The organism is Micromonospora sp. C97 (assembly GCF_018070385.1).
In the GTDB taxonomy this organism is placed as follows: domain Bacteria; phylum Actinomycetota; class Actinomycetes; order Mycobacteriales; family Micromonosporaceae; genus Micromonospora; species Micromonospora parva.
The window spans coordinates 1-21648 of the sequence record NZ_JAGPXU010000046.1 but is presented as its reverse complement, the minus strand read 5'-3'; the positions used below and the strand labels follow the sequence as shown (position 1 = coordinate 21648).

Here is a 21648-nt window from a genome sequence, read left to right as displayed (position 1 = left end):
GGGCGGTCAGGCTTGATCCCTCCGCCGGGCACGGTCGGCCCCCGCCCCGACGTGGTCATCGGCCGTACGTCGGTCTCGCCATTCGACGACTTAGGAAAGATCATTTGATGAGTGGTTTTGCTGCTGTGGACGTTATTCGGGTCAAGCGGGACGGGGGCGTGCTGTCGGACGCGCAGATCGACTGGGTGGTCGACGCGTACACCCGGGGGGTTGTCGCCGACGAGCAGATGTCCGCGCTGGCGATGGCGATCCTGCTCAACGGCATGACCGCGCCGGAGATCGCCCGGTGGACCGCCGCGATGATCGCCAGCGGTGAGCGGCTGGACCTGTCGGCGGTACGCCGGCCGACTGTCGACAAGCACTCCACCGGCGGCGTCGGCGACAAGATCACTCTGCCGCTCACCCCGCTGGTGGCGGCCTGTGGCGCGGCGGTGCCGCAGCTCAGCGGCCGGGGTCTCGGACACACCGGCGGCACGCTGGACAAGTTGGAGTCCATCCCGGGCTGGCGGGCCACGGTGAGCAACGACGAGTTCATCGCCCAGCTCGACGACGTCGGTGCGGTGATCTGCGCGGCCGGTGCCGGGCTCGCGCCCGCCGATCGCAAGCTGTACGCGCTGCGCGACGTGACCGGCACCGTGGAGGCGATCCCGCTGATCGCCAGCTCGATCATGAGCAAGAAGATCGCCGAGGGGACCGGCGCGCTGGTCCTCGACGTCAAGGTCGGCTCCGGCGCCTTCATGAAGTCCGTCGACCAGGCCCGTGAGTTGGCGCGCACCATGGTCGAGCTGGGCGGGGCGCACGGTGTGCGGACCGTCGCCCTGCTCACCGACATGTCCACCCCGTTGGGCCTGGCGATCGGCAACGCGGTCGAGGTGACCGAGTCGGTCGAGGTGCTGGCCGGCGGCGGACCGGCCGACGTGGTGGAGCTGACCCTCGCCCTGGCCCGGGAGATGCTCGACGCCGCCGGCCTGCCGGACGCCGACCCGGCGGCGGCGCTGCGTGATGGTCGGGCGATGGACTCCTGGCGGGCGATGATCCGGGCCCAGGGCGGCGACCCGGACGCGCCGATGCCAACGACCGCCGAGGTGGAGGTCGTCCGCGCCGAGCGGGACGGCTACGTCGCGGCTGTCGACGCGTACGCCATGGGGGTTGCCGCGTGGCGGCTCGGCGCGGGTCGGGCCCGCAAGGAGGACCCGGTGAGCGTGCCGGCCGGTGTGGTGCTGCACAAGCGCCCGGGTGACGAGGTGCGGGCCGGTGACCCGCTCTACGAGCTGCGTGCCGAGGACGCGACGCGGATTCCGGCCGCGCTGACCGAGGCCGCCGACGCGGTGCGGATCGCGTCGACGGCCCCGGCCGCGACGTCGTTGGTCATCGAACGCGTCGGCTGATCGATTCGCTGTCGCCCTGGCGTGGTGCCAGTCACCTGGGAGCGCTATTGTCGCAGGCCAAGGGGGGACAACCGGCCTTGCGCCGGCGCGAGCAGACAGGAAGATCCGCCGTGAGCGTTGCTGCCCCCGACCCACGTGAGGTGCGCGAGGCGAGCCTGGACGAGCTGTCCCGGCTGGGCCTGCCGTTGCCGCCGGCCCAGTTTCCCCTCGTCTGGGAACCGGGTGACCAGATCGACCTGCGCCCGACCGGGGAGATCGAGGCGAGGATCGCGGTGCTGCACCTGATCCTGGCCCGCTGCTTCGGGATGCCCCCGCAGGCGGCGATGAGCTGGCTGCTCGGCTCGCACCTGGTCGACATGGTCACCCCGCCGGAGTGGCAGTTCGTGATGGGCGGCAAGGGCGACCACCGGTCGTTCGTGCTGCACCACGACGCGCTCTTCGCGCTGGCCTGGGTGCTCGGCCTGAGCAAGCAGCTCGACCCCACCCTGGCCGTCGACGAGCGGCTGATCGAGCGGCTGCCGCACATCGCCGAGGGGGAGACCTTCCCGCACTGGCGCTCCCGGATCCTCACGGCGCCACAGCACCCGGCCGACGCGGCCGCCCTGCTCGACCTGCACTACTGCCTGGACTGGGCGTACCTGGAGACCGAGCGCGGCGGCCGGCGCGCGCCGGGCCTGGTCGACGCGAACGCGATCGGGCAGCGGCGTTGGGCGTTGGAGTGGGCGGTGATCCTGCGGGGGCCGTACCACGACGAGCCGCCCGGTTGGGAAGAGGTCGACCTGTCCACCTGAGGTCAGTGGGGCCGGTATGCGTCCACCCGCACCGCCACCGTCACCCGGACCGGTTCGGGCAGGGCGGCCAGCCGGGCGGCGAGCGCGTCCGGGTCGGTGTGCCAGGCGCTCGGGCCCATCCCGACCAGGCTGGCGGCCTCCGGCCGGGTCAGTGTCAGCTGCGCCCGGTGCACGGCCGAGCCGGCCGGCGTGAAGTGCCCGCCCAGGCTCCCGGTCACCCGGTCGGCCTTGTCCGGGTCCACCCGCAGCAGGTCGAGGGCATCCACCAACTCGGCGAGATGGTCGGTGTCGGGCGTGACCATCAGCAGCGTCCCGGCCGGGTCGAGCACCCGGTGGAACTCGGCACCGTTTCGCGGGGCGAAGACGTTCAGCAGCACCGCGGTCGAGGCGTCCGCGAGCGGCAGTCGTTGCCAGGTGTCGGCGAGCGCGGCGGCGGCCCGAGGGTGGGCACGGGCCGCGCGGCGCAGTGCCGGCTTGGACACGTCCAGAGCCAGACCCACGGCGTCGGGCAGCGCCGCCAGCACCGCGCCGAGGTACCGGCCGGTGCCGGCGCCGGCATCCACCACCAGGGGGTACGCCCCGAAGTCCGGCGGCGGCTCGACGCGTTCCTCTGCTGTTGGGTCCTTTGCCCTTGCTGTTGGGTCCTTTGCCCTTGCTGTTGGGTCCTTTGCTCTGCACCCACCGAGGCGACGGCTCGGCGGGGAGACCGTCGCCTCGACGGGTGCAGAGCAAAGGGTGGGCGGAGTAGGTGCCGGGTGTGGGGCGTCCGTAGCGTCGAGACGGCCGACGGCGTCCGTGGCGGCTGTGGCGAGGGCGGCGGCGATGACGTCGTAGTGCCCGGCGGCGAGGAAGTCCGCGCGGGCGGCCACCATCTCGGCGGTGTCGCCGGAGTGCGGGGCGCGTCCGGCGAGCAGGTTGACGTACCCCTGGCGGGCGATGTCGAAGCTGTGCCGGCGCGGGCAGCGCAGTGCCCTGGCGGTGCCGGCTGTCGTCTCGGCCAGCGGCTCGCCGCAGACCGGGCAGCGCAGTCGGTGGAGGATGCGGGGGTCCACGTCAGGCCTCCGAAGCGTGCCGGGGCTGGGGCGCCCGCCCGCCGAGGTGGTCGACCACCCGGTGGGTGAGCGCGCCGAGCGCGTCGATCTCCGCAGGCGTGAGCAGGTCGATCAGGTGCCGGCGGACGGCGGCCACGTGGCCGGGTGCGGCGGTCTCGATGGCCTGCCGGCCGGCGGGGGTGAGGACGACGACCGAACCGCGGGCGTTGTCGGCGCACTCCTCGCGGGTGACCAGGCCACGCTGCTGCATGCGGGTCAGGTGGTGGGAGAGCCGGCTGCGCGACCAGAGCAATCCTCGCGTGCAGCCAGCCACCGGGTTGCGTCCACCTGACGAGTCTAGCGGTTGGTTGACACGTCATCGATTCGCCGCCCGGCGTCGCGTCCCGCCGCCATCGGGCCGCCATGGTCGCCGACGGGCGACTGGTGATCCACCTCGCCGTGGACCGGGGTCTACGGCTGGCGGCCGTGACGCCCGGCCGGTCCCGTCCCGGTCCGTCCGGGCCGCTGACTAGGGTCTGAGCATGGTCGCAACTATCCGGTACGAGGACATCGTCAAGGTTCCCAAGGCGTTGCTGCACGACCACCTCGACGGTGGGCTGCGGCCGGCGACGATCGTCGACCTGGCCGCCGAGGTGGGCCACGAACTGCCCACCACCGACCCGGAGGCGCTCGGACGCTGGTTCGCGGACGCGGCGGACTCCGGCTCCCTGGAGCGTTACCTGGAGACGTTCGCGCACACCGTGGCGGTCATGCAGACCGCGCCCGCGCTGCGTCGGGTGGCTCGTGAGTGTGCCCTCGACCTGGCCGCCGACGGGGTGGTCTACGCCGAGGTGCGCTTCGCCCCGGAGCAGCACCTGGAACGGGACCTCAGCCTGGACGAGGTGGTCGAGGCGGTGCTGGCCGGGTTCGCCGAGGGCACCGCGCAGGCGGTCGAGGCGGGCCTGAGCATCCGGGTGGGCACCCTGCTGACCGCGATGCGGCACGCCGCCCGCTCGCAGGAGATCGCCGAGTTGGCCGTGCGGCACCGCGACGCCGGGGTGGTCGGCTTCGACATCGCCGGCGCCGAGGCGGGCTTCCCGCCCACCCGGCACCTGGACGCCTTCGAATACCTGCAACGGGAGAACTTCCACTTCACCATCCACGCCGGCGAGGCGTTCGGTCTGCCGTCGATCTGGCAGGCGATCCAGTGGTGCGGAGCGGACCGGCTCGGCCACGGGGTGCGGATCGTCGACGACATCGCGCCCGACGGCTCGCTCGGCCGGCTGGCCGCGTACGTCCGGGACAAGCGCATCCCGCTGGAGTTGTGCCCCTCGTCGAACGTGCAGACCGGTGCGGTGGACTCGATCGCGGATCACCCGATCGGCCTGCTGCGGGACCTGCGCTTCCGGGTGACCGTCAACACCGACAACCGGCTGATGAGCGGCACCTCCATGTCGCGGGAGATGTCGCTGCTGGTGGAGACGTTCGGCTACGGGTGGAAGGAACTGCAGTGGTTCACCATCAACGCGATGAAGAGCGCCTTCATCCCGTTCGACGAGCGGCTGCGCATCATCGATGAGGTGATCAAGCCGGCGTACGCGAAGTTGCTGGCCTGAGCTCAGCCGTGCGGGTGGCCGGCGAGCAGGCTGGCCACCCGGCTCAGCACCTCCCGGGCACGGGCCGCCTCCGCGCCCAGGCCCATCTGCCGACGCAGCACCGCGGGCTCGGCCCGCAGCAGCGCCACCCCGCGCCGAATCAGCACCCGGGGGGCCTTGCGCTGCTCGGACAGGTCGCGGGCGAGTCGGCGCAGGAAGGTCGCCCCGCGCGGGCGGCGCAGCGCGTACGCCCCGGCGAGCAGGCCGAGTCGACGACACTCCTCGACGATCTCGGCGGCGAAGATCCCTTCGGCCACGAAAATTGGCGAACCGGCGACATCAAATGGCCGGGTGGCCACCCGTCGATCGGCGCCGATCGCATAAACCGGCACATCGGCTCGACCCTCACGGGCAAGTCGGGCAATGATTTCCACCGCACCGGGGGCGTCCCACGACTGCGGCGATTCCCAATCCACCTGGCCGTTTCGTAGCGGCAACGTAGGGTCATCGCCGTCTTTGTAGAAGTCGTCCAAGCAGAGCACCGGCAAGCCGGTTTGCTGCGCTATGTACGACTTTCCGGACCCAGAAGGGCCGGCTAGTAGGACCACGCGGTGCGGATGTTCCATTACCTTCAGTTACTCCGGCCAGACAGACTGCTATCAAATCGCATCAACATCTCATCACACCTTCGGTTGGGGACAACCTGGGCTTTCTTCTTGTCGACCGGCGTGATGGAATCTCGGGGGTCCGACCCGCCGGGTCGGTCGCTGGGCGTTGCCCGGGGCAACGCGTTCAAGCTGTAATCGCGAGGGCGGTGACGTGAGCAAACGGCCAAAGACGGCGGGCTCCTTCCTGTCGCGGCTGCGCCGGCCGGCCAGCCGGCTCCGGGACATGCCGATCTGGTCCAAGCTCGGTCTCATCATGATCGTGCCGACCATCGCCACGGTCGTGGTGGGCACCAGTGGTCTTGTCGACCACCTGGAGACGCTCAACAATGCCAACCGAGCTGGCGACCTGGCCAACCTGTCGAGCTACTCGGGTGACCTGGTCGACGCCCTGCAGGACGAGCGGACCGCCGCCGTGCTGCTGCTGGGCGCAGACGGGACGCAGCCGACGGCGCAGTACCAGGAGGCCTACAACCGGGTGAACTCCCGGGTCGACCAGGAAGCTGCCCCCTACCGGCAGCAGCGGGCCGAGATCGAGGACCTGCCGAGCAGCCTGGAGGGTCTGCTCGACAGCATCGACCAGAACCTGCAGGACCTGTCGGGCGTCCGCAGCCAGGTGTTCAACGGAAAGCTCGCGCTCACCGAGACCGTGCAGGCGTACGAGGGTCTGATCAGTGACCTGCTCGCCATCCGTGACTCGTCCACGCAGCTCGCCGGTGACAACCAGCTGAGCGACCGGATGCGCGCCGCCGCGGCGGTCGCCCGGGAGAAGGAGTTCCTCGCCGCCCGCCGGGTCGTGGTGCACCGTGCGCTGGGCGTCAAGGGCGGAAAGCGCCTGACCCCGGCACTGCGCAGGGACTACGTCGCCAGTGACACCGGCCAGCAGCAGGCTCTGCAGAGCTTCAAGGCCGTGGCCACCCCGGACGACGCGAAGTTCCACGACCAGACGGTCGCCGGCGGCGACCGCCGGCAGGCGCAGAACTACACCGGCTGGATCGACGGCAACACCACCGGCGACATGCGTGGCGCCCCGTTCGGCCCGGACCAGTGGGAAGCCGCCATGACGGCCAACGCCAAGCTGATCCGCACCGTTGAGCGCAAACTCGACGGCGAAGTGGTCAACCAGGCCGACAACCTCCGGTCCGACGTCCAGCGCCAGGTCTTCCTGGAGACCGGCCTGCTGCTCAGCATGCTGCTGCTGGCCATCCTCTTCGCGTACCTGGTGGCTCGCTCGATGGCCCGCTCACTACGTGAGCTGCGGCAGGGCGCGCTCTCCGTCGCCCAGTACGGCCTGCCACAGGCGGTGGCCCGCCTGCGCGACCCGCAGGTCGTCGGGCAGTTGTCCCCGGTGCAGCTGGCCAACCAGATCGCCGAGCCGCTACCGGTGCGCAGCAAGGACGAGTTCGGCCAGGTGACCGAGGCGTTCAACGCCGTCCACCTGGAAGCCGTCCGTACCGCCGCCGAGCAGGCCGCACTGCGCGCCTCCGTCGCGACCATGTTCGTCAACCTGGCCCGCCGTTCACAGATCCTGGTCGACCGCCTCATCGGGCACCTCGACCGGCTGGAGCGCGGCGAGGAAGACCCGGACCGGCTGGCCGAGCTGTTCCAGCTGGACCACCTCGCCACCCGGATGCGCCGCAACGACGAGAACCTGCTGGTGCTCGCCGGCGCCGACTCCACCCGTGTGCAGCGTGAGCCGGCCGCTCTCATCGACGTGCTGCGCGCCGCGCAGTCCGAGGTCGAGCACTACACCCGGATCGAGTTCGGCGTCATCGACCGGGACATCGAGGTCGCCGCGCACGCGGTCAACGACCTGGTGCACCTCGTCGCTGAGCTGTTCGACAACGCCACCGCGTTCTCCCCGCCCGACTCGCAGGTCATGGTCGAGGCCCGCCGGGTCGGCGACCGTTCCTCGCTGTACGTCGAGGACCGCGGCATCGGCATCAGCGCCGAGCAGCTGCACGACCTGAACGAGCGGCTCGCGACGCCGCCCCAGGTGGATGTGGCGGTGTCCCGGATGATGGGCCTGGTCGTGGTCGCCCGGCTGGCGTCGCGGCACGGGGTCCGGGTGGAGCTGCGCCCCGGCAACGACCGCGGCACCGTCGCCGAAGTGACCCTGCCTACCTCAGTCCTGGTGCCCCGGGCGCTGTCCGGCCGGGTGCAGCAGCCTCCGGCGCTGCCGGCGGCGGGCGGTGCACCCCAGTTCGGTGGTCCGCAGTCGGGTGGGCCCACGCCGGTCTTCGGCGCGTTGCCCGCCCTGGGCAACGGCCCTCGCCCCAGCGAGTCGTCCGGCAACCAGGTCACCCTGGGCGGCCGTCCGTTCGAGCCCGCGTCGCGCAACGGCGCCGGCACCCCCGCCAACGGTGGTACGTACCGCTCGATGCCCGCCTGGTCCGATCTGACCGGCGCGGCCGGGACGAACGGCGGCGACGGGTTCACCCCCCGGTCGGCCAACGGCCAGGGGACCGACCCGCTGCCGCAGCGCCGGGCCGGGGACGAGCCTTCGACCGGCCAGCAGCCGTCCATCCCGCGTCAGCTGCCGAGCAGCCCCGAAACGCACCAGTATTCGGCGCCGCCGGTCTCCGCACAGCCGTACTCGGGGGCGCCGGTCTCCGCCTCGCCGGCCTCCGGTCAGCCCTACTCCGCGCAGCCCTACTCGGGTGCGCCGTACGGTGGCGCGCCGGTGTCCGCCGCGCCGGCCTCCGGTCAGCCGTACGCCGGTCCGCCGGTGTCGGCGTCGCCGGTCTCGGCCTCGCCGGCGTCCGGTCAGCCGTACTCGGGCCAGCCGTATTCGGGTCAGCCGTACTCGGCGCCGCCCGCCTCGGCTCAGCCCTACTCGGCACCGCCCGCCTCGGGTCAGTCGTTCAGCGGGTTCGAGCCCCGGTCCGCGCGGCCCGCGCAGGCGGCCAGCGCTCCGGCGCCGCCGGCCTGGCCGCCGGTGCCGGGTAGCGACCGGGACACCGCCACCCCGCCGGTGCCCGAGCGGCTCGCCGCCGCGCTGGACATGACGACGGAACTGCCGCGGGTGCCGCGGCCCGGTGAGCAGCCGGCCCCGGCTCAGCCGGCTCCGCAGACCTCGGCCCCGCAGGCCCAGGCTCCGCAGACCCCGGCCGCCGCGGCTGCGCAGACTCGGCCGGCGCCGCAGCAGCCACCGGCACAGAACCGCCAGCGGTACGCGGACGAGACGATGGAGCTGCCGATCTTCCGGGAGCTCGAGTCGGCCTGGTTCCGTACCCGTCGCCCGGGCTCCGAGGAGACCGCGGCTGGCGCCCAGCCGGCGACGAACGGCGACTCCGCGACCCAGCAGTTCGCCACGGTCGAGGCCACCGGTCGGGCAGGCCACAAGACAGCACCCGGGACGACAGGTAACACACCGATGGCAGACACTCCGACGGCCGGAGGAGCGCCGCGGGACAACGGCTCCACAGCGAACGAGGGCACCCGCCCGAGCCTCGCCGAGAGCCTGCCGAACCGCCGGCCCCAACCGCAGAGCAACGGCTGGCAGACCGCTGCCGACGACGGTTGGCGTGCTGCCTCCGCGGCGGCCGGCGCGGCGCCGGTGAGCGAGACCACCACGACCGGTCTGCCGAAGCGCAAGCCGATGGCGCAGCTGGTGCCCGGCGCGGTGGAGAAGCCCACCACCTCGGTCCAGCGGCGCTCCCCGGAGGCGGTCCGTGGCCTGCTCTCCGCCTACCATCGGGGCGTGCAGCGAGGGCGTAGCACCTCGGACAACCCGACCAGCCCGGAGGCGACTCCGGGAGGGCAATCCTCGCAGTCTGGCTCAGGCCCGGTGGCCGGGAGCGGGCAGAAGGAGCAAGAAGGATGACAACTACGCAGGATCTTGGTTGGCTGCTCGCCAACTTCGCCGACCGGGTGCCCGGCGTCGCGCATGCGGTCGCCGTGTCGGCGGACGGCCTACTCCTCGCGTCGTCACGGGATCTGCCGCGCGACCGGGCAGACCAGCTCGCCGCGATCTCGTCGGGTCTGGTCAGTCTGACCCAGGGGGCAGCACGCTGCTTCGAGGGAGGCGCGGTGTTGCAGACCGTCGTGGAGATGGACAATGGCTTCCTGTTCCTGATGTCCATCTCGGACGGCTCGTCCTTCGCCGTGCTGGCAGCCCGCAGCTCCGACGTGGGCCAGGTCGGCTACGAGATGGCGCTGCTGGTCGACCGGGTGGGCGACGCGTTGACCCCGCAGCCGCGTGCGGCTGCGGGCATGCTGGGCTGACGTTTCGCCGATCGTGAGGTCGGCACGACTGCAACAACGACAACGACGGGTTTCACCGGTGGGAGCCGGTAACGGGTGCGAAGGAGGTGAGCGGCGAGATGGCCGATCGTGACGAACCGACCGGAGCGTTGGTCCGTCCATACGCCGTGACCCGTGGTCGCACCCGTCCCCGGCTCGACATCGCGCTGGAGGCGCTCGTCGAGACGACGGTGCGCGGCCGGGCCGCTGCCAATGGCAACGGCGGCCAGGGCCGCGAACACCAGTACATCGCCGCGCTGTGTGACGGACGCGTGCAGTCGCTCGCGGAGATCGCGGCGCGGATGCAGCTCCCGCTCGGTGTGGCCCGGGTGCTCATCGCCGACATGGCGACGGACGGCCTGGTCGCGGTCCACGAGCCGACCATTTTGGACGACTCCGACGACGCGGTGGGCACTGAACTGCTGGAGAGGGTGCTGAGTGGACTTCGCAGGCTCTGACATGTCGCACCGCCCGCCGAACCCGAGCGGCCGCGTGACGTCGGCGAAGATCGTTATCGCCGGTGGATTCGGCGTCGGCAAGACGACGCTGGTCGGCTCGGTCTCGGAGATCACGCCGCTGACCACCGAGGCCATCATGACCTCCGCTGGCGTGGGCGTCGACGACACCCGGCAGGTGCCGGGCAAGACGACGACCACGGTGGCCATGGACTTCGGCCGGATCTCGATCGACCGTGACCTGATCCTGTACCTGTTCGGTACGCCGGGTCAGACCCGTTTCTGGTTCATGTGGGACGAACTGGTGCGGGGTGCGATCGGTGCGGTCGTGCTGGTGGACACTCGCCGGCTGGCCGACTGCTTCGCGGCGATCGACTTCTTCGAGCACCGACGCCTGCCGTACCTGGTGGCGATCAACTGCTTCGACGGGATGCAGTACCACGACCCGCAGGACGTCCGGGACGCCTTGGCGATCTCGAGCGACGTGCCGGTGGTGGCCTGCGACGCCCGTAACCGGGAGTCGACGAAGCACGTGCTGATCTCGCTGGTCGAGTACGTGCTGACCATGCGCCGTACGCGCGCTGTCGCCCCGGCCTGATCGCGGCGCTGCACGCCCCGGTGGTGGCTCCGGCCGCCATCGGGCGTAGCACCCTGCCCGCCGCGTCACCGTACGCTCCGCCGCCTCCTGGACGATCGTGGACGCTCTCCGCCCCCACCTGGTGGGGGCGCGTGGGTCTTCGGTGGTCGAGGAGGCGGCGTCGTCGTGTCCGGGGTTCTCCGGCAGACACACAAGCGCCCTCAGTCAGCTGACTGAGGGCGCTTGCGCACGGTGACAAGGATCAGGACTGGTAGCCCGCCGAGCGGTACTCGTACTCGCGGTCATCGTCGCGGTCCCCGTGGTCGCGGCTGAAGTCCCAGCCGCCGGCCGCCTCACGACCGGGCCGACCGCCCACCGCGAAACCGCCGATCTCCTGACCACGACGCCAACCCCGGAAGTAGCCGGTCGTGTTCTCGGCGAGGCTTGCCGCATCACGCACTATCCGCAATGGGCGCTCCTCGCGCAGCGGGGAACCCGGCACCAGGTTGGCCTGGGGCACACGCTTCGGTAGCCCGGCGTTGGTTTCGGCGCCCACCGCCGGGCGGGCGGCCTGCTCCGCGGCCTGCCAGCCGGTGTCGGCGGTGGTCGACCAGTCCAGGTCGGACTCGTCGGCGTGCCCGACGAACCAGGCCGACTTGGCCTGCGCGAAGATCAGCAGGTCGCCGTCACCCTCGTCGGCGACCGGCGGCGGCCGGTGCTCCATCGGAGGCGGCCGGTGCTCGACCGGGGGAGCCGGCCGGTGCTCGGGGGCGCGCTCGGTACGGGCGGCCGCCCGGCCGTTGCGGGCGGCCTGCTCGCGGTCGACCAGGCGCAGCGGCGGCGTCTCCAGGTGCTGATCCGAGGCAGGGTTGAGCCCTTCGCGCAGCGCCCGGTCGGCCAGCGGCGGCGGCTCCACCAACCGCAGCATCGGCGGCTCCGGTGGCAGGTCGTCCGCCAGCCAGGGCGGGGTGACGCGACCGTCGGCCCGGCCCGGGTCGGTCGGGGCGTCCACCCCGCGGCTTCCGCCGTACGGGTAGGCCACCGGGTTGTTCGGTGAGCTGTCGGCCGGGTCCTCCGGGTTGTTGACCAGCGGCCAGTTGGCGCGGGAGCCGGGCGGTGCCGCGGGCTCCTGGCCAGGCCGGGGGGTCGGCACCGGAATGCTGAGGTCGGTGGCGCTGAAGCCGCCGGTGGGTGGCTCGTCGACCGGCCGTTGCAGGTGGCTCGGCCGGGGCTCGCCGTTGGTCTTGGGGCGGGGCGGAATGACAGTACGCTGCCGTTCGGCCCGCGCGTTGTTGATCGCGGCGGTGGTCAGCGTCGGCCGGAACGGCTCACCCGCCTCGGCCGGAGGCACCATGCCGCGCTGTGTCGGCGCGATCGGGGTGATCCCGGGCGGCGGAGGCGGCGGTGCGGACACCGGTCGGTTGGTCGGGCCGTCGATCCGGCTGGAGGTCGACTCGGTGCGGCTGGGCAGCGTGGGTGACGGCGAACCAGCCATCGCCGCCGGAGCCATCGGCGCGGGGGCGACCGGAGGGGGCGTGACCGGTGCCGGGGCAACTGGTGGTGGCCCGAGCGGGCGGGGCGACGCCAGCGGCGCGTTACCGGGGATCGGCTCGGGGCGGCTGCGCCGCCCGGCGGGTGCCGGATCGGCGGCTGCCGGGGTGGGTCGGACCGACCGCAGTCCGGCGTTGGCGCCGGAGAGGCCGGTCAAGGCGGCGTTGGTGCCGGCCAGGCCGGTCAGCTCACCGACGGACTCGCCACGACGGGCGGCGGCCCGGCGGCCGGGTGCCTGAACCGGAGTGCTGACCCGTGAGCTGAGCGCGCTGACCAACGCCTCGCACCCGGCGTCGCACGCCCGGACGGAGGCGACGGCCTGGCGGACCGTCTCGGCCACCGCGGACGTGAGGGCCCGGTTGACCGCGGCGCGTCGGGGGGTCTCGGAGATGGCGACCCGTAGGGCGGTGACCGCTTCGTTGATCTCATCGGCGTCGGCGACCCCGTCGGCGGCCAGGTGCGCCGCGATGGCATCCGCCGCGACCGACACCTCGCGGCCCCGGGCCACGGTGCCGCCGAGCATGCCCGGCTCGGGCAGCGCGTCCAGCACGGCCAGCGAGACCGGCTCGGCCGGGTCGGGGTAGGCGCGCAGGGCCGCCGGGTAGAGCTCCCGCAGAACCTCGCGCAGCGCCACGGCGGCGGAGTGTCGACCACTGGCCAGCGCGGCATGCGCCGAGAGCACCTGCTTGTAGCCGGCGAGGTCCCGGGGTGCCGGCAGGGTGACGGCGGAGAGCGCCCCCGCCTGCAACGCGCGGGCCAGGCCGACCGCCCGTCGTTCGGCCGGAGGCGACTGCATCTCCTCCAGGGAGTCGTCATCGGCGAACCGCTCGGCGAAGTCGTCCACCGAGTCGTCGTCGGCGATCGCCAGGGGGCGCCCGGCCGCGCTCAGCAGCGAGGTGACCGTGTGGTCGTCGCTGTCGGCGGCGATGGCCGCACCGCTCGGCCCGCCCGACCGCTCCACGAGCAGCGCGACGAGCTGGGCGTAGCCAGCGGCGTCATCGCTGATCTCGCAGACATGCAGCAGACGGCCTGCGTCGTCGACCACAGCGGACGTCAGCGTCGAGCCGGCGGAGGCCGGTCGGTCAGCCGGATCCGCCGAGGCCAGACCGCAGTAAACGCGCACGAGCGCCACGGCGTCGTCCTCCTCCCGGGACAGGTCTTTCCTCTGCCAGCAACTGATGCTCCCCGGTACGGGTCAGTCGCGCCAGTCCACCACCGCAGAGATCTTGCCGACAATGGTGCGCCAACCCAAACTCGCGGTCTGCGCGCCGATCTTCTTCAGCCGTCGGCGACCCATGAACGCGCCGATCCCACCGTTGGCCGTGGCGCGCAGCGCCTCGTCCAGGTCGTCGAGGCTGGAGCCGGCGGAGAGCATGTCGAGTACCGCAGGCAGCCGCAATGCGTACGAGAGGTCACGCGCGACCTCGCCGGCCTCGATCAGCAGGGTCGAATCCCACGTGTCGTGCCCACCGCGTAGGTTCTCCACGACCAGGTCGAGTTCGTAGGTGTCCTCGTCGAGCGGCGCGATATCTGCCGGCTCCACCCGTTCGGACAATTCATTCCAGCTGTCCAGTTGGGACAGATCGTTGGGCGCACCGGATCGGATGAAACTGACCAGCGACTCGGGGGTCTTGAACAGCAGCAGCTTGCCCTGGTGGCTGAGGAAGACCGGCACCTCCTCGTCGTTCTCCTCGTCCGCGACGGCCTCGTCCGAGTCTTCTTCGGTGTCGGTGTCAGCGGCGGCGCCGTCCCGGCGACGGCGCGTGGCGTCCTCGTCGTCGTCCTCGGCGGCGAACTCCTGGGCCAGCTCCTCGTCGAGGATGACGACGGTCTCGTCGTCCTCCTCCTCTTCGACCGCCTGGCGGCGGGCGAGGAACGGGTCGTCCTGGTCGCGCTCGGTCACGTCGGTCGGGGTCAGCGAGCTGGCCGGCCGGTACGCCCGCAGCGTGAAGCCGGTGCCGGCGGGCAGCGCGATCTCCACTGGGTCGATGCGCAGCTCGTCCCAGAGCGAACGGTCGGTCGACGCCGACGGGCGGTCGGTCTCCTCGGTCTCGTCTGGCTGGGCCGCGCCGGTGGTGTCGTCGAGCTCGGGCTCGTCGGCGTCGGGCCGTTGGGGCGACTGGCGGGCCACGCTGACCTCCGTGTGCTTCGGGTTGCCCACCCACCGGGGTCTCCGACCGGCGAGTGACTCTGGGCACATACCCTAGTCGGCGACCCTGGGTGGCCGATGCCCGCACCCCGGTGGCCGCTCGGCGCACGGGTCCGACCTGCTGGTGGTCACCGCTGGCGAAGCGGCCGTCCGACAAGTAGCGTAGCTACGTATGAAGGCCCAGGCGCTGCACGGCCATCTCGACGCTCTGCTGCTCGCCGTGCTCGAACAGGGCGCGCTGCACGGCTACGCGATCATCGAGGCGTTGCGGGCCCGCAGCGACGGCAGCCTTGACCTACCCACCGGCACCATCTATCCGGCGCTGCGCCGGCTGGAACGCGCCGGGCACGTGGCGAGCACCTGGAGCACTGTCAGCGGCCGGGAACGCCGGACGTACCAGCTCACCGACTCGGGCCGGCGGGCGCTGGCCGGCGAGCGCGCCGGGTGGCGCGAGTTCCAACTGACAGTCGGCCGGTTCCTCGACCCCGAGAGCCCGCCCACCCCGTCCTGACCCGCTCCGGTCCGGACGCCGATCAGCGGGTGGCCAGCAGCCAGCCGCGCGCCGCCCGGGTCAGCGAGAAGTAACCGCCGCCCACCAACACCAAACCGATGATCATCGGGGGCCAGTGCAGCGCCGCGTCAAAGAGATCGATTGACCAGGCGAAGAGCGCGGAGCCGGCCACGATGCCGAGGACCAGGATGCCGGTCAGGCCGGTGCCCACCGCACGCTGCGCCAGGGCCAGGCTCGGGCGCGACGCCCGCGCGCTCGCCCGGACCACCAGCAGACCGGCCACCGAGAGCAGCAACGCGCTCATCCAGATCCAGTCGACCGAGCTGGCGAGCAGCAGATACCCGGCCGGCGGGCGGGGCCCGCCACTCCAGCTCGACCCGCGCCAGGTCAGATCGCCGGCGACGACCCCCACCCCGGCGATCGCCAGCATCCGCAGGGAGAGCCCGCGCAGGGCGCCCACCGCCAGCTCGGCCTGCCAGGAGGGGAGCAGCTGCGCCGGTGAGCCGAACTCGGCCACCGCCCGGCGCTGCGCCTCGGTCGGTGGCATCCCGCTCTCCCGGTACGCCTCGACGGCGTCCAGCAGCCCGTGCCGGGCCTCGGTCAGCAGGCCGGACTTGAGTCGCGCCGGCCCCTGCAACCGGGCGGCAAGCTCCCGCAGGTGCTCGTCGACCATCACGTCCTCACCCCGCGCCATGGCACCACAGTGCCACGGAGCCCGGCGCGTCGACGTCCGGGAGAACCCTGGTCCGCCCCGGAGCCGGGTCAGGGGGCGAGCGCCAGGTATCCGCGTTCGGCGGCGGTCTGCAGCAGCCACTGGTCCCGGTACCAGCCCGGGGCGGCCACCAGTTCGGCGTGTCGACCGCGCTGGATCACCCGGCCGCCGTCGAGAACCACGATCTCGTCCAGCTCGGCCAGCCCGCTGAGCCGGTGGGTGATCAGCAGCACCGAGTGCCCGGCGGGGGTGAAGGCGAGGGCGGACGCGAGCACCGCGTCCGCGGCGGTCGGGTCCAGACCCTCGGTGGGCTCGTCGAGCACCAGCACCGCCGGCGCGGCGAGCAGGGCCCGGGCGAGCGCCAGCCGCTGCCGCTGCCCACCGGAGAGCTGCCCGCCCTCCTCGCCGACCACTGTGTCCCAGCCGGCCGGCTGGGCCTGGACCCAGTCCAGCAGACCGGCGGCGGCGGTGGCGGCGATCAGCTCCTCCTCGCCCGCTGCGGGCCGCCCGAGCAGCAGATTCTCCCGCACCGTGGCGTGGAAGACGTACGCCTCGGCCAGCAGCCCGCCGACCGCGCGGGGAAGCGCCTCCTCGGCGTACGCCGAAAGGTCGTGACCGTCGAGTGTGACCCGGCCGGACGCGGGCCGGACGGTGCCGGTCAGCACTGCGGCCAGTGTGCTCTTGCCGGCGCCACTCGGGCCGACGACCGCGATCCGGCGTCCCGCCGGCAGGTCCAGGCTGACCCCGTCCAACGCGGGCGCCGCGCCGGCCCGGTACCGCACCGTCACGTCGACGAAGCGCAACTCGTGCGGGCCGGCCAGGTCGGTACGACCGGTCGCGGGCGGCGCGGTCGGCGGCTCCGCGTCGAGCAGGTCGGCCACCCGGGTCAGGCCGGGCCGCAGCTGCGTCCACTGCCGGGCCGCCGTGACCAGCGCCAGCGTCACCTCGACGGCGGCCAGCGCGCCGACGGCCAGGACACCCACCAGCACCCCCGACACGTCGGCGGCGAGCGCGGCAAGCACCACCGCCGCGGCGGTCGCGCCGGCGGTGAGCACGCCGGCCGCGTCCACAGCGAAACCGGTGGCGGCCAGCCGACGTTCCAGTCGGGCCAGCCGGTGGGCGCGTTGTTCGGCGGCGCGCAGCGCGCCCTCGGTCGCCCCGAACGCGGCCAGGTCGGCGGCACCGTGGGTGAGGTCGATCGCATCCGTGGCCAGTGCGCCCCGCAGCGGGGCCACCTCGGCCGCGCTGCGGCGGGTGACAGCGGTGGCCAGCGCGGGCAGCGCCACCCCGGCGACCAGCAGCCCGACGGTGAGCGCGCCGGCGGCCGGTACGGAGATCAGCGCCGCCACGGCGACCGCCAGCACACCGACCACCGCCGCCGCCGAGGCGGGGACCAGCACCCGCAGCAACAGGTCCTGGACGGCCTCCACGTCGGAGACCAGGCGGCTCAGCACGTCCCCCGAGCGATGCGTGGCACCTCGGCGGGCCGCCAGGGTGGCGAAGACCCGGGCCCGGACGTCGGTGATCATGCGGAGCACCGCGTCGTGGCCGGCGAGCCGTTCGGTGTAGCGGAACACCCCCCGGCTGATGGCCAGCGCCCGGACCGCGACGATCGCCACGGTGAGCCGGTCCAGCGGAGGTTGACCGGCGGCACTCATCAGCAGCCAGGTGGCGGTGGCCATCAGGGCGAGCCCGGCGAACTCGGTGGCGGCTGCCAGCAGCCCGGCCCCGACGAGCCGACCCATGTACGGTCGGGCCAGTCGCAGCACGGCCCGCTCGGCGGCGACCCGGCCGGTCGAGGCCGGCCCGGTTGTTGCCGCCGGCTCGCGTTGCCCGCTCATCGGGTGACCTTCCCGGTCGGCTCGGGCGTCAACTCGGTGACCCGACCGTCCTCGACGCGCAGGATCCGGTCGGCGTCGGCCAGCAACGCCGGTCGGTGCGCGACCAGCACTGCGGTCCGCCCGGCGACCAGGCGACGGGTGGCGTCGAGCACCACCGCCTCGGCCGCGGTGTCGAGCCGGGCGGTGGGTTCGTCGAGCAGCACCACCGGGGCGGCCCGGAGGAACGCCCGGGCCAGTGCCACCCGCTGCCGCTGCCCGCTGGACAACCCGTGACCGCGCTCACCGAGCACGGTGTCCAGGCCATCGGGCAGGCCGGCCACCACGTCGTCCAGGGCGGCGTCGTGCACCGCGGCGGCGAGTACGTCGGCCGGGCTGTCCGCCGCGCCGAGGCGGATGTTGTCGGCCAGCGAGGCGGCGAAGAGGTGCGCCCGCTGCGGCACCCAGGCGAGTTGCCGGCGCCAGGCGTCGGTGTCGACGGTGGCGAGGTCGACCCCGTCCACGGTGATCCGGCCGCTGGTCGGTGCCACGAAGCCGAGCAGCAGGCCGAGCAGTGTGCTCTTGCCGGCGCCGCTGGGCCCGATGATGGCGATCCGCTCGCCGGGCCGGATGGTCAGTGTCACGTCGCGCAGCGCGGTGGTCCGCTCGTACGCCACTGTCACCGCCTCGAACCGGATCTCGGCCCGCGCGTCCGGGGTGGCGGCGCCTTCGGCGGCCCGAGGCGTGGCGGGTGCGGCGGAGAGCGTCAACGCCTCGTCCAGCGCGGTCAGCCCTTCCATGCTGGCGTGGAAGCGGCTACCGGCGGCCCGCAGCGGCAGGTACGCCTCCGGGGTCAGCAGCAGCACCAGCAGCGCGGTCTGCAGGGCCAGCCCACCGCCGAGCAGGCGGATGCCGACCGGCACCGCCACCAGCGCCACCGAGAGGGTGGCGACCAGTTCCAGCACCAGCGCGGAGAGGAAGGCGATCCGCAGCGTCTTCATGGTGGCGACGCGGTGACCGTCGGCCATCCGGCGTACCACATCGGTCTGTGCCCTGGCCCGTCCGAACGCCCGCAGCGTGGGCAGCCCGGCCACCATGTCCAGGAAGTGCCCGCCGAGCAGCGCGAGCCGCCGCCACTGCCGTTCGGTGGCGGCCTGCGCCTGCCAGCCGAGCAGCGCTCCGAAGACCGGGATCAGCGGCAGCGTCAGCGCGATGATCACCGCCGAGCTCCAGTCGGCGAAGACGACCCGGGCCAGCACCGCCAGCGGCACCGTCACGCTGAGCACCAGTTGCGGCAGGTAGCCGGTGAAGTACGCGTCCAGGGCGTCCAACCCGCGCCCGGCCAGCGTGGCGATCTCACCGGCCCGCTGCCCGGCCACCCAGCCGGGACCGTGCCGACCCACCGCGCCGAGCAGGTCGGCCCGCAGCGTGGCCTTGACCGTGGCGGCGACCCGCGCGGAGATCGTGCCCTGCGCCCAGACCAGCGCGGAACGGGCGGCGACCGCGACCACGAAGCCGGCCAGCGCCGGCCGATCCAGCCGGCCGTCGATCGCGGTGGCCAGCACCGACGCGAGCGCGGTGGCCTGCGCCACGATCAACCCGGCGGCCAGCACGCCCAGGAGCGCGAGCACGGCGAGATCGCCCCGGGCCGCGGGGACCCGGCGCAGCAGACGCGGGTCGAACGGACGGCGGCTCACCAGTACACCGGAGCCCTGCCGTCGGTTCTTCCTCGGAAAACCCACCAGCACATCGCCTGGAAGCCTAGTAGGGCCGGAAGTAGCGGCAGCGCCACCCAGCCCAGCAGCCGCAGGGTCGGCGCGCTGGCGGCGGCGTCGGCGACCCGCAGCGAGGCGTCCGGGTCGGTCGTGGAGACCAGCACGTAGGGCCAGAGAGCGGCTCCGACCAGCACCACTGGCAGCGCCAGGGCCGCGCCGGTGGCGACCACCGCCCACCCCGGCCGCTGCCGGGCCAGCGCCGCGCGGGCCGCCAGCAGCGCCGCCACGAGCAACACCGGCAGGAGTACGGCCACCGCCGGTCGCTGCACGGCGTCGCGTACCCGGGCGGAGAGCAGGCCCACGACGGTGGCCACGGCGACCGCGGTGAGCGCCACCGGCACCAGCCGGCGGGCCGTGCGGCCGACCTCGGCGGCGGCCCCGGCGGACAGGCGCAGTGTGAGGAAGGTCGCGCCGTGCACCGCGACCACCGTGACCATGGCGATCCCGGCGGCGGCCGCGAACGGGGTGGCCAGGTGAGTTACCCCGGCGACGTGCCCGTCGGTCCGCAGTGGCACGCCCTGCAACAGCGCGGCGAGCAGCGCGCCCCAGCCCAGCGCGGCGAGGGCGCTGCCGATCATCACGACGCGGTCCCAGCGGGCGCGACTGCGCTCGCTGCTGGGCCGACTGCGCAACTGCACCCCGACGGTGACCAGGATGACGCCGACCAGGGCGCCGACGACGACCGGATAGCAGCCGGCGAGCAACTCGCCCTCCAGCAGGGGGAACGCGCCGAAGAGGATGCCCACGGTGGCCACCAGCCAGACCTCGTTGCCGAGGAAGAACGGCCCGAGGGCGGTGAGCGTCTCGCGCCGCCCGGCCGGGCCGACGCCGCGGGCGAGCAGCAGCCCGACGCCGTAGTCGTAGCCGGCGAGCACCAGGTAGCTGGCGAAAAAGAGGCCGAGCACTGCGTACCAGGCGAGGTCCACGATCTACTCCTCGGTGCTCAGATGAGGGCGGGTTCGGGGTGGGCGGGCTCGCTGGGCGGTGCCGGTGGGCGTCCGAGCGCCGGGTCGGCCGCGCCGCGTCTGGCGTGTCGGGCGAGCAGCACCCAGTTGGTGACGGCGAGAGTGCCCAGCAGCAGGCTGAACCCGATCAGCGAGGTGAGCATCAGCGGTGCGCTGACCGGCGAGACGGCCTGCTCGGTGGGGAGCAGCCCGTACGCCACCCAGGGTTGCCGGCCGACCTCGCGGGAGATCCAGCCGAGGATCACCGCGACGAACGGCAGCGGCAGGCCGACCAGGATCAGCCAGAGCGGAAAGCGCAGTCGGATGATCCAGTCCCGGTAGAGCAGGGGCAGCAGGAGCCAGACGCACCCCAGTGTGAAGCCGATCAAGATCATGAAGCCCAGCCCGACGCTGGCGAGCGCGGGCGGCGTGTAGTCACCGGGGCCGAACCGCGTGGTCCACTCGGCGATCAGCGCCCGGCTCTCGGGGGTGTCGCCGCCGAACTTGGTCGGCTGCACCGAGCCGACCGGGCCGAACTGGGCGAAGCCGAAGCCCTGCACCATCGTGATGGCCAGTGCCGCGGTGACCAGGCCGATCCGCAGCGAGGTGCGGAAGAGCGCGAAGTCGGGGGTACGCCGGATCAGGTGCCCGGCGCTGACCGCCGCCATCAGCATCCCGCCGACCAGCAGTGCCGCCGAGACCACGTGCCCGAGGGCCATGCCGAGGCTGGGGTTGGTCAGCAGCGCACCGAAGTCGGTGAGGTGGGCGATCCCGTCGCGGACCTCGTACCCGACCGGGTTCTGCAGCCAGGAGTTGGCCACCATGATCCAAAACGCGGACGCGTACGCGGTGATCGCCACGCCCCAGAGCAACGCGAGGTGCACGCCCTTGCCGAGTCGGTGCCAGCCGAAGATCCACATCCCGAGGAACGTGGACTCCAGGAAGAACGCCACCAGCGTCTCGATGGCCAGGGGCGCGCCGAAGACGTTGCCGACGTAGCGCGACAGACCGCTCCAGTTCAGCCCGAACTGGAACTCCATCACGAGGCCGGTGGCGATGCCGAGCACGTAGTTGATCACGTAGAGCTGGCCCCAGTAACGCGTCAGCCGCTCCCACTTCGGGTTGCCGGTGAGCACCCAGGCGGTCTGCATGCCGACCAGCAGGGTGACCAGCCCGAGCGTGACGACGACGAACAGGAAGTGGATCGAGGTGGTGGTGGCGAACTGCAGGCGGGCGAGGAGCAGGGTGTCCATGACCAGCCCTCCATAGCTGTTGGCTCCCTTGTCATAGCCACCCTACACGTAGCCTGCCTACATGTAAGCCCTACTACGCCTTGTCGTAGACAAGTCTACGACAAGGCGTAGTAGTGATGGGGTGCGAAGGTCGCGCTCGATCCTGGATGTAGTGGCCTCGTAGCCGTGGGATGCCACTAGATCCTGGAT

Annotated in this window: 18 protein-coding genes; 8 read left to right on the top strand and 10 right to left on the bottom strand. The window is 72.7% G+C overall.

The features are described 5' to 3' along the window. The first annotated feature begins 107 nt into the window (after positions 1-107). Together KBX26_RS31455 and KBX26_RS31450 are read left to right on the top strand one after the other, a co-directional pair. Complete coding sequence (locus KBX26_RS31455; RefSeq protein ID WP_030329042.1) at positions 108-1388, top strand: thymidine phosphorylase; 1281 nt, start codon at positions 108-110, stop codon at positions 1386-1388. 110 nt (positions 1389-1498) lie between these two features. Continuing rightward, positions 1499-2179, top strand: coding sequence for a DUF4272 domain-containing protein (locus tag KBX26_RS31450; protein ID WP_030329040.1), 681 nt, complete (start codon positions 1499-1501; stop codon positions 2177-2179). Between the two features lie 2 nt (positions 2180-2181). Here KBX26_RS31450 and KBX26_RS31445 read toward each other — a convergent pair whose 3' ends face one another. Beyond that, positions 2182-3231: a putative RNA methyltransferase gene (locus KBX26_RS31445; RefSeq protein ID WP_210867072.1), complete on the bottom strand. Its 1050-nt coding sequence runs from the start codon at positions 3229-3231 to the stop codon at positions 2182-2184. A 1-nt stretch (position 3232) separates the two neighbouring features. Next, entirely contained in the window at positions 3233-3481 is a 249-nt protein-coding gene (locus KBX26_RS31440; RefSeq protein WP_247681299.1) for a MarR family winged helix-turn-helix transcriptional regulator, read from the bottom strand. Positions 3482-3752: 271 nt separating this feature from the next. Between KBX26_RS31440 and KBX26_RS31435 the strand changes: the two genes are divergently transcribed. Beyond that, positions 3753-4826 (top strand): adenosine deaminase, encoded by a 1074-nt coding sequence (locus KBX26_RS31435; RefSeq protein ID WP_030329032.1) that lies wholly within the window; start codon positions 3753-3755, stop codon positions 4824-4826. A 2-nt stretch (positions 4827-4828) separates the two neighbouring features. On the opposite strand, the gene KBX26_RS32635 is transcribed toward KBX26_RS31435, so the two are convergent. After that, positions 4829-5122 carry a hypothetical protein gene (locus KBX26_RS32635; protein ID WP_245233532.1) on the bottom strand — a complete coding sequence of 98 codons (294 nt, stop codon included), beginning with the start codon at positions 5120-5122 and terminating at the stop codon, positions 4829-4831. Positions 5123-5624: 502 nt separating this feature from the next. On the opposite strand from KBX26_RS32635, the gene KBX26_RS31425 reads away from it, so the two are divergent. From KBX26_RS31425 to KBX26_RS31410, 4 genes are all read left to right on the top strand, one after another. Beyond that, positions 5625-9296, top strand: a complete 3672-nt coding sequence (locus KBX26_RS31425) for a sensor histidine kinase (protein ID WP_210867071.1) — start codon at positions 5625-5627, stop codon at positions 9294-9296. Further along, positions 9293-9697, top strand: a complete 405-nt coding sequence (locus tag KBX26_RS31420; protein WP_030329023.1) for a roadblock/LC7 domain-containing protein — start codon at positions 9293-9295, stop codon at positions 9695-9697. The genes KBX26_RS31425 and KBX26_RS31420 overlap by 4 nt, the downstream gene beginning before the upstream one ends. A 98-nt stretch (positions 9698-9795) precedes the next feature. Continuing rightward, a complete protein-coding gene (locus KBX26_RS31415) occupies positions 9796-10173 on the top strand; it encodes a DUF742 domain-containing protein (RefSeq protein WP_030329021.1) in 378 nt (125 codons plus the stop codon). Position 10174: 1 nt separating this feature from the next. Further along, the gene (locus KBX26_RS31410; protein ID WP_007455465.1) at positions 10175-10768 is read left to right on the top strand and encodes an ATP/GTP-binding protein; all 594 of its coding nucleotides are present in this window, start codon (positions 10175-10177) and stop codon (positions 10766-10768) included. 241 nt (positions 10769-11009) lie between these two features. Here KBX26_RS31410 and KBX26_RS31405 read toward each other — a convergent pair whose 3' ends face one another. Together KBX26_RS31405 and KBX26_RS31400 are read right to left on the bottom strand one after the other, a co-directional pair. Continuing rightward, on the bottom strand, positions 11010-13454 hold the full coding sequence (locus KBX26_RS31405; protein ID WP_210867073.1) for a transposase: 2445 nt from the start codon (positions 13452-13454) through the stop codon (positions 11010-11012). Positions 13455-13493: 39 nt separating this feature from the next. Then, complete coding sequence (locus tag KBX26_RS31400; RefSeq protein WP_210867070.1) at positions 13494-14459, bottom strand: DNA primase; 966 nt, start codon at positions 14457-14459, stop codon at positions 13494-13496. Between the two features lie 160 nt (positions 14460-14619). Between KBX26_RS31400 and KBX26_RS31395 the strand changes: the two genes are divergently transcribed. Then, complete coding sequence (locus tag KBX26_RS31395) at positions 14620-14958, top strand: PadR family transcriptional regulator (protein WP_030329010.1); 339 nt, start codon at positions 14620-14622, stop codon at positions 14956-14958. 22 nt (positions 14959-14980) lie between these two features. Here KBX26_RS31395 and KBX26_RS31390 read toward each other — a convergent pair whose 3' ends face one another. The 5 genes from KBX26_RS31390 to KBX26_RS31370 form a co-directional block, all read right to left on the bottom strand. Beyond that, a complete protein-coding gene (locus KBX26_RS31390) occupies positions 14981-15652 on the bottom strand; it encodes a permease prefix domain 1-containing protein (RefSeq protein ID WP_210862334.1) in 672 nt (223 codons plus the stop codon). 68 nt (positions 15653-15720) lie between these two features. Continuing rightward, complete coding sequence (cydC, locus tag KBX26_RS31385) at positions 15721-17511, bottom strand: thiol reductant ABC exporter subunit CydC (protein WP_210867069.1); 1791 nt, start codon at positions 17509-17511, stop codon at positions 15721-15723. After that, entirely contained in the window at positions 17508-19184 is a 1677-nt protein-coding gene (gene cydD / locus KBX26_RS31380; protein ID WP_210867068.1) for a thiol reductant ABC exporter subunit CydD, read from the bottom strand. The genes cydC and cydD overlap by 4 nt, the downstream gene beginning before the upstream one ends. Further along, the gene (locus tag KBX26_RS31375; protein WP_210867067.1) at positions 19181-20188 is read right to left on the bottom strand and encodes a cytochrome d ubiquinol oxidase subunit II; all 1008 of its coding nucleotides are present in this window, start codon (positions 20186-20188) and stop codon (positions 19181-19183) included. Before KBX26_RS31375 ends, cydD begins: the two co-directional genes overlap by 4 nt. Positions 20189-20205: 17 nt before the next feature. Next, positions 20206-21459, bottom strand: coding sequence for a cytochrome ubiquinol oxidase subunit I (locus KBX26_RS31370; protein WP_210867066.1), 1254 nt, complete (start codon positions 21457-21459; stop codon positions 20206-20208). Positions 21460-21648 lie beyond the last annotated feature (189 nt).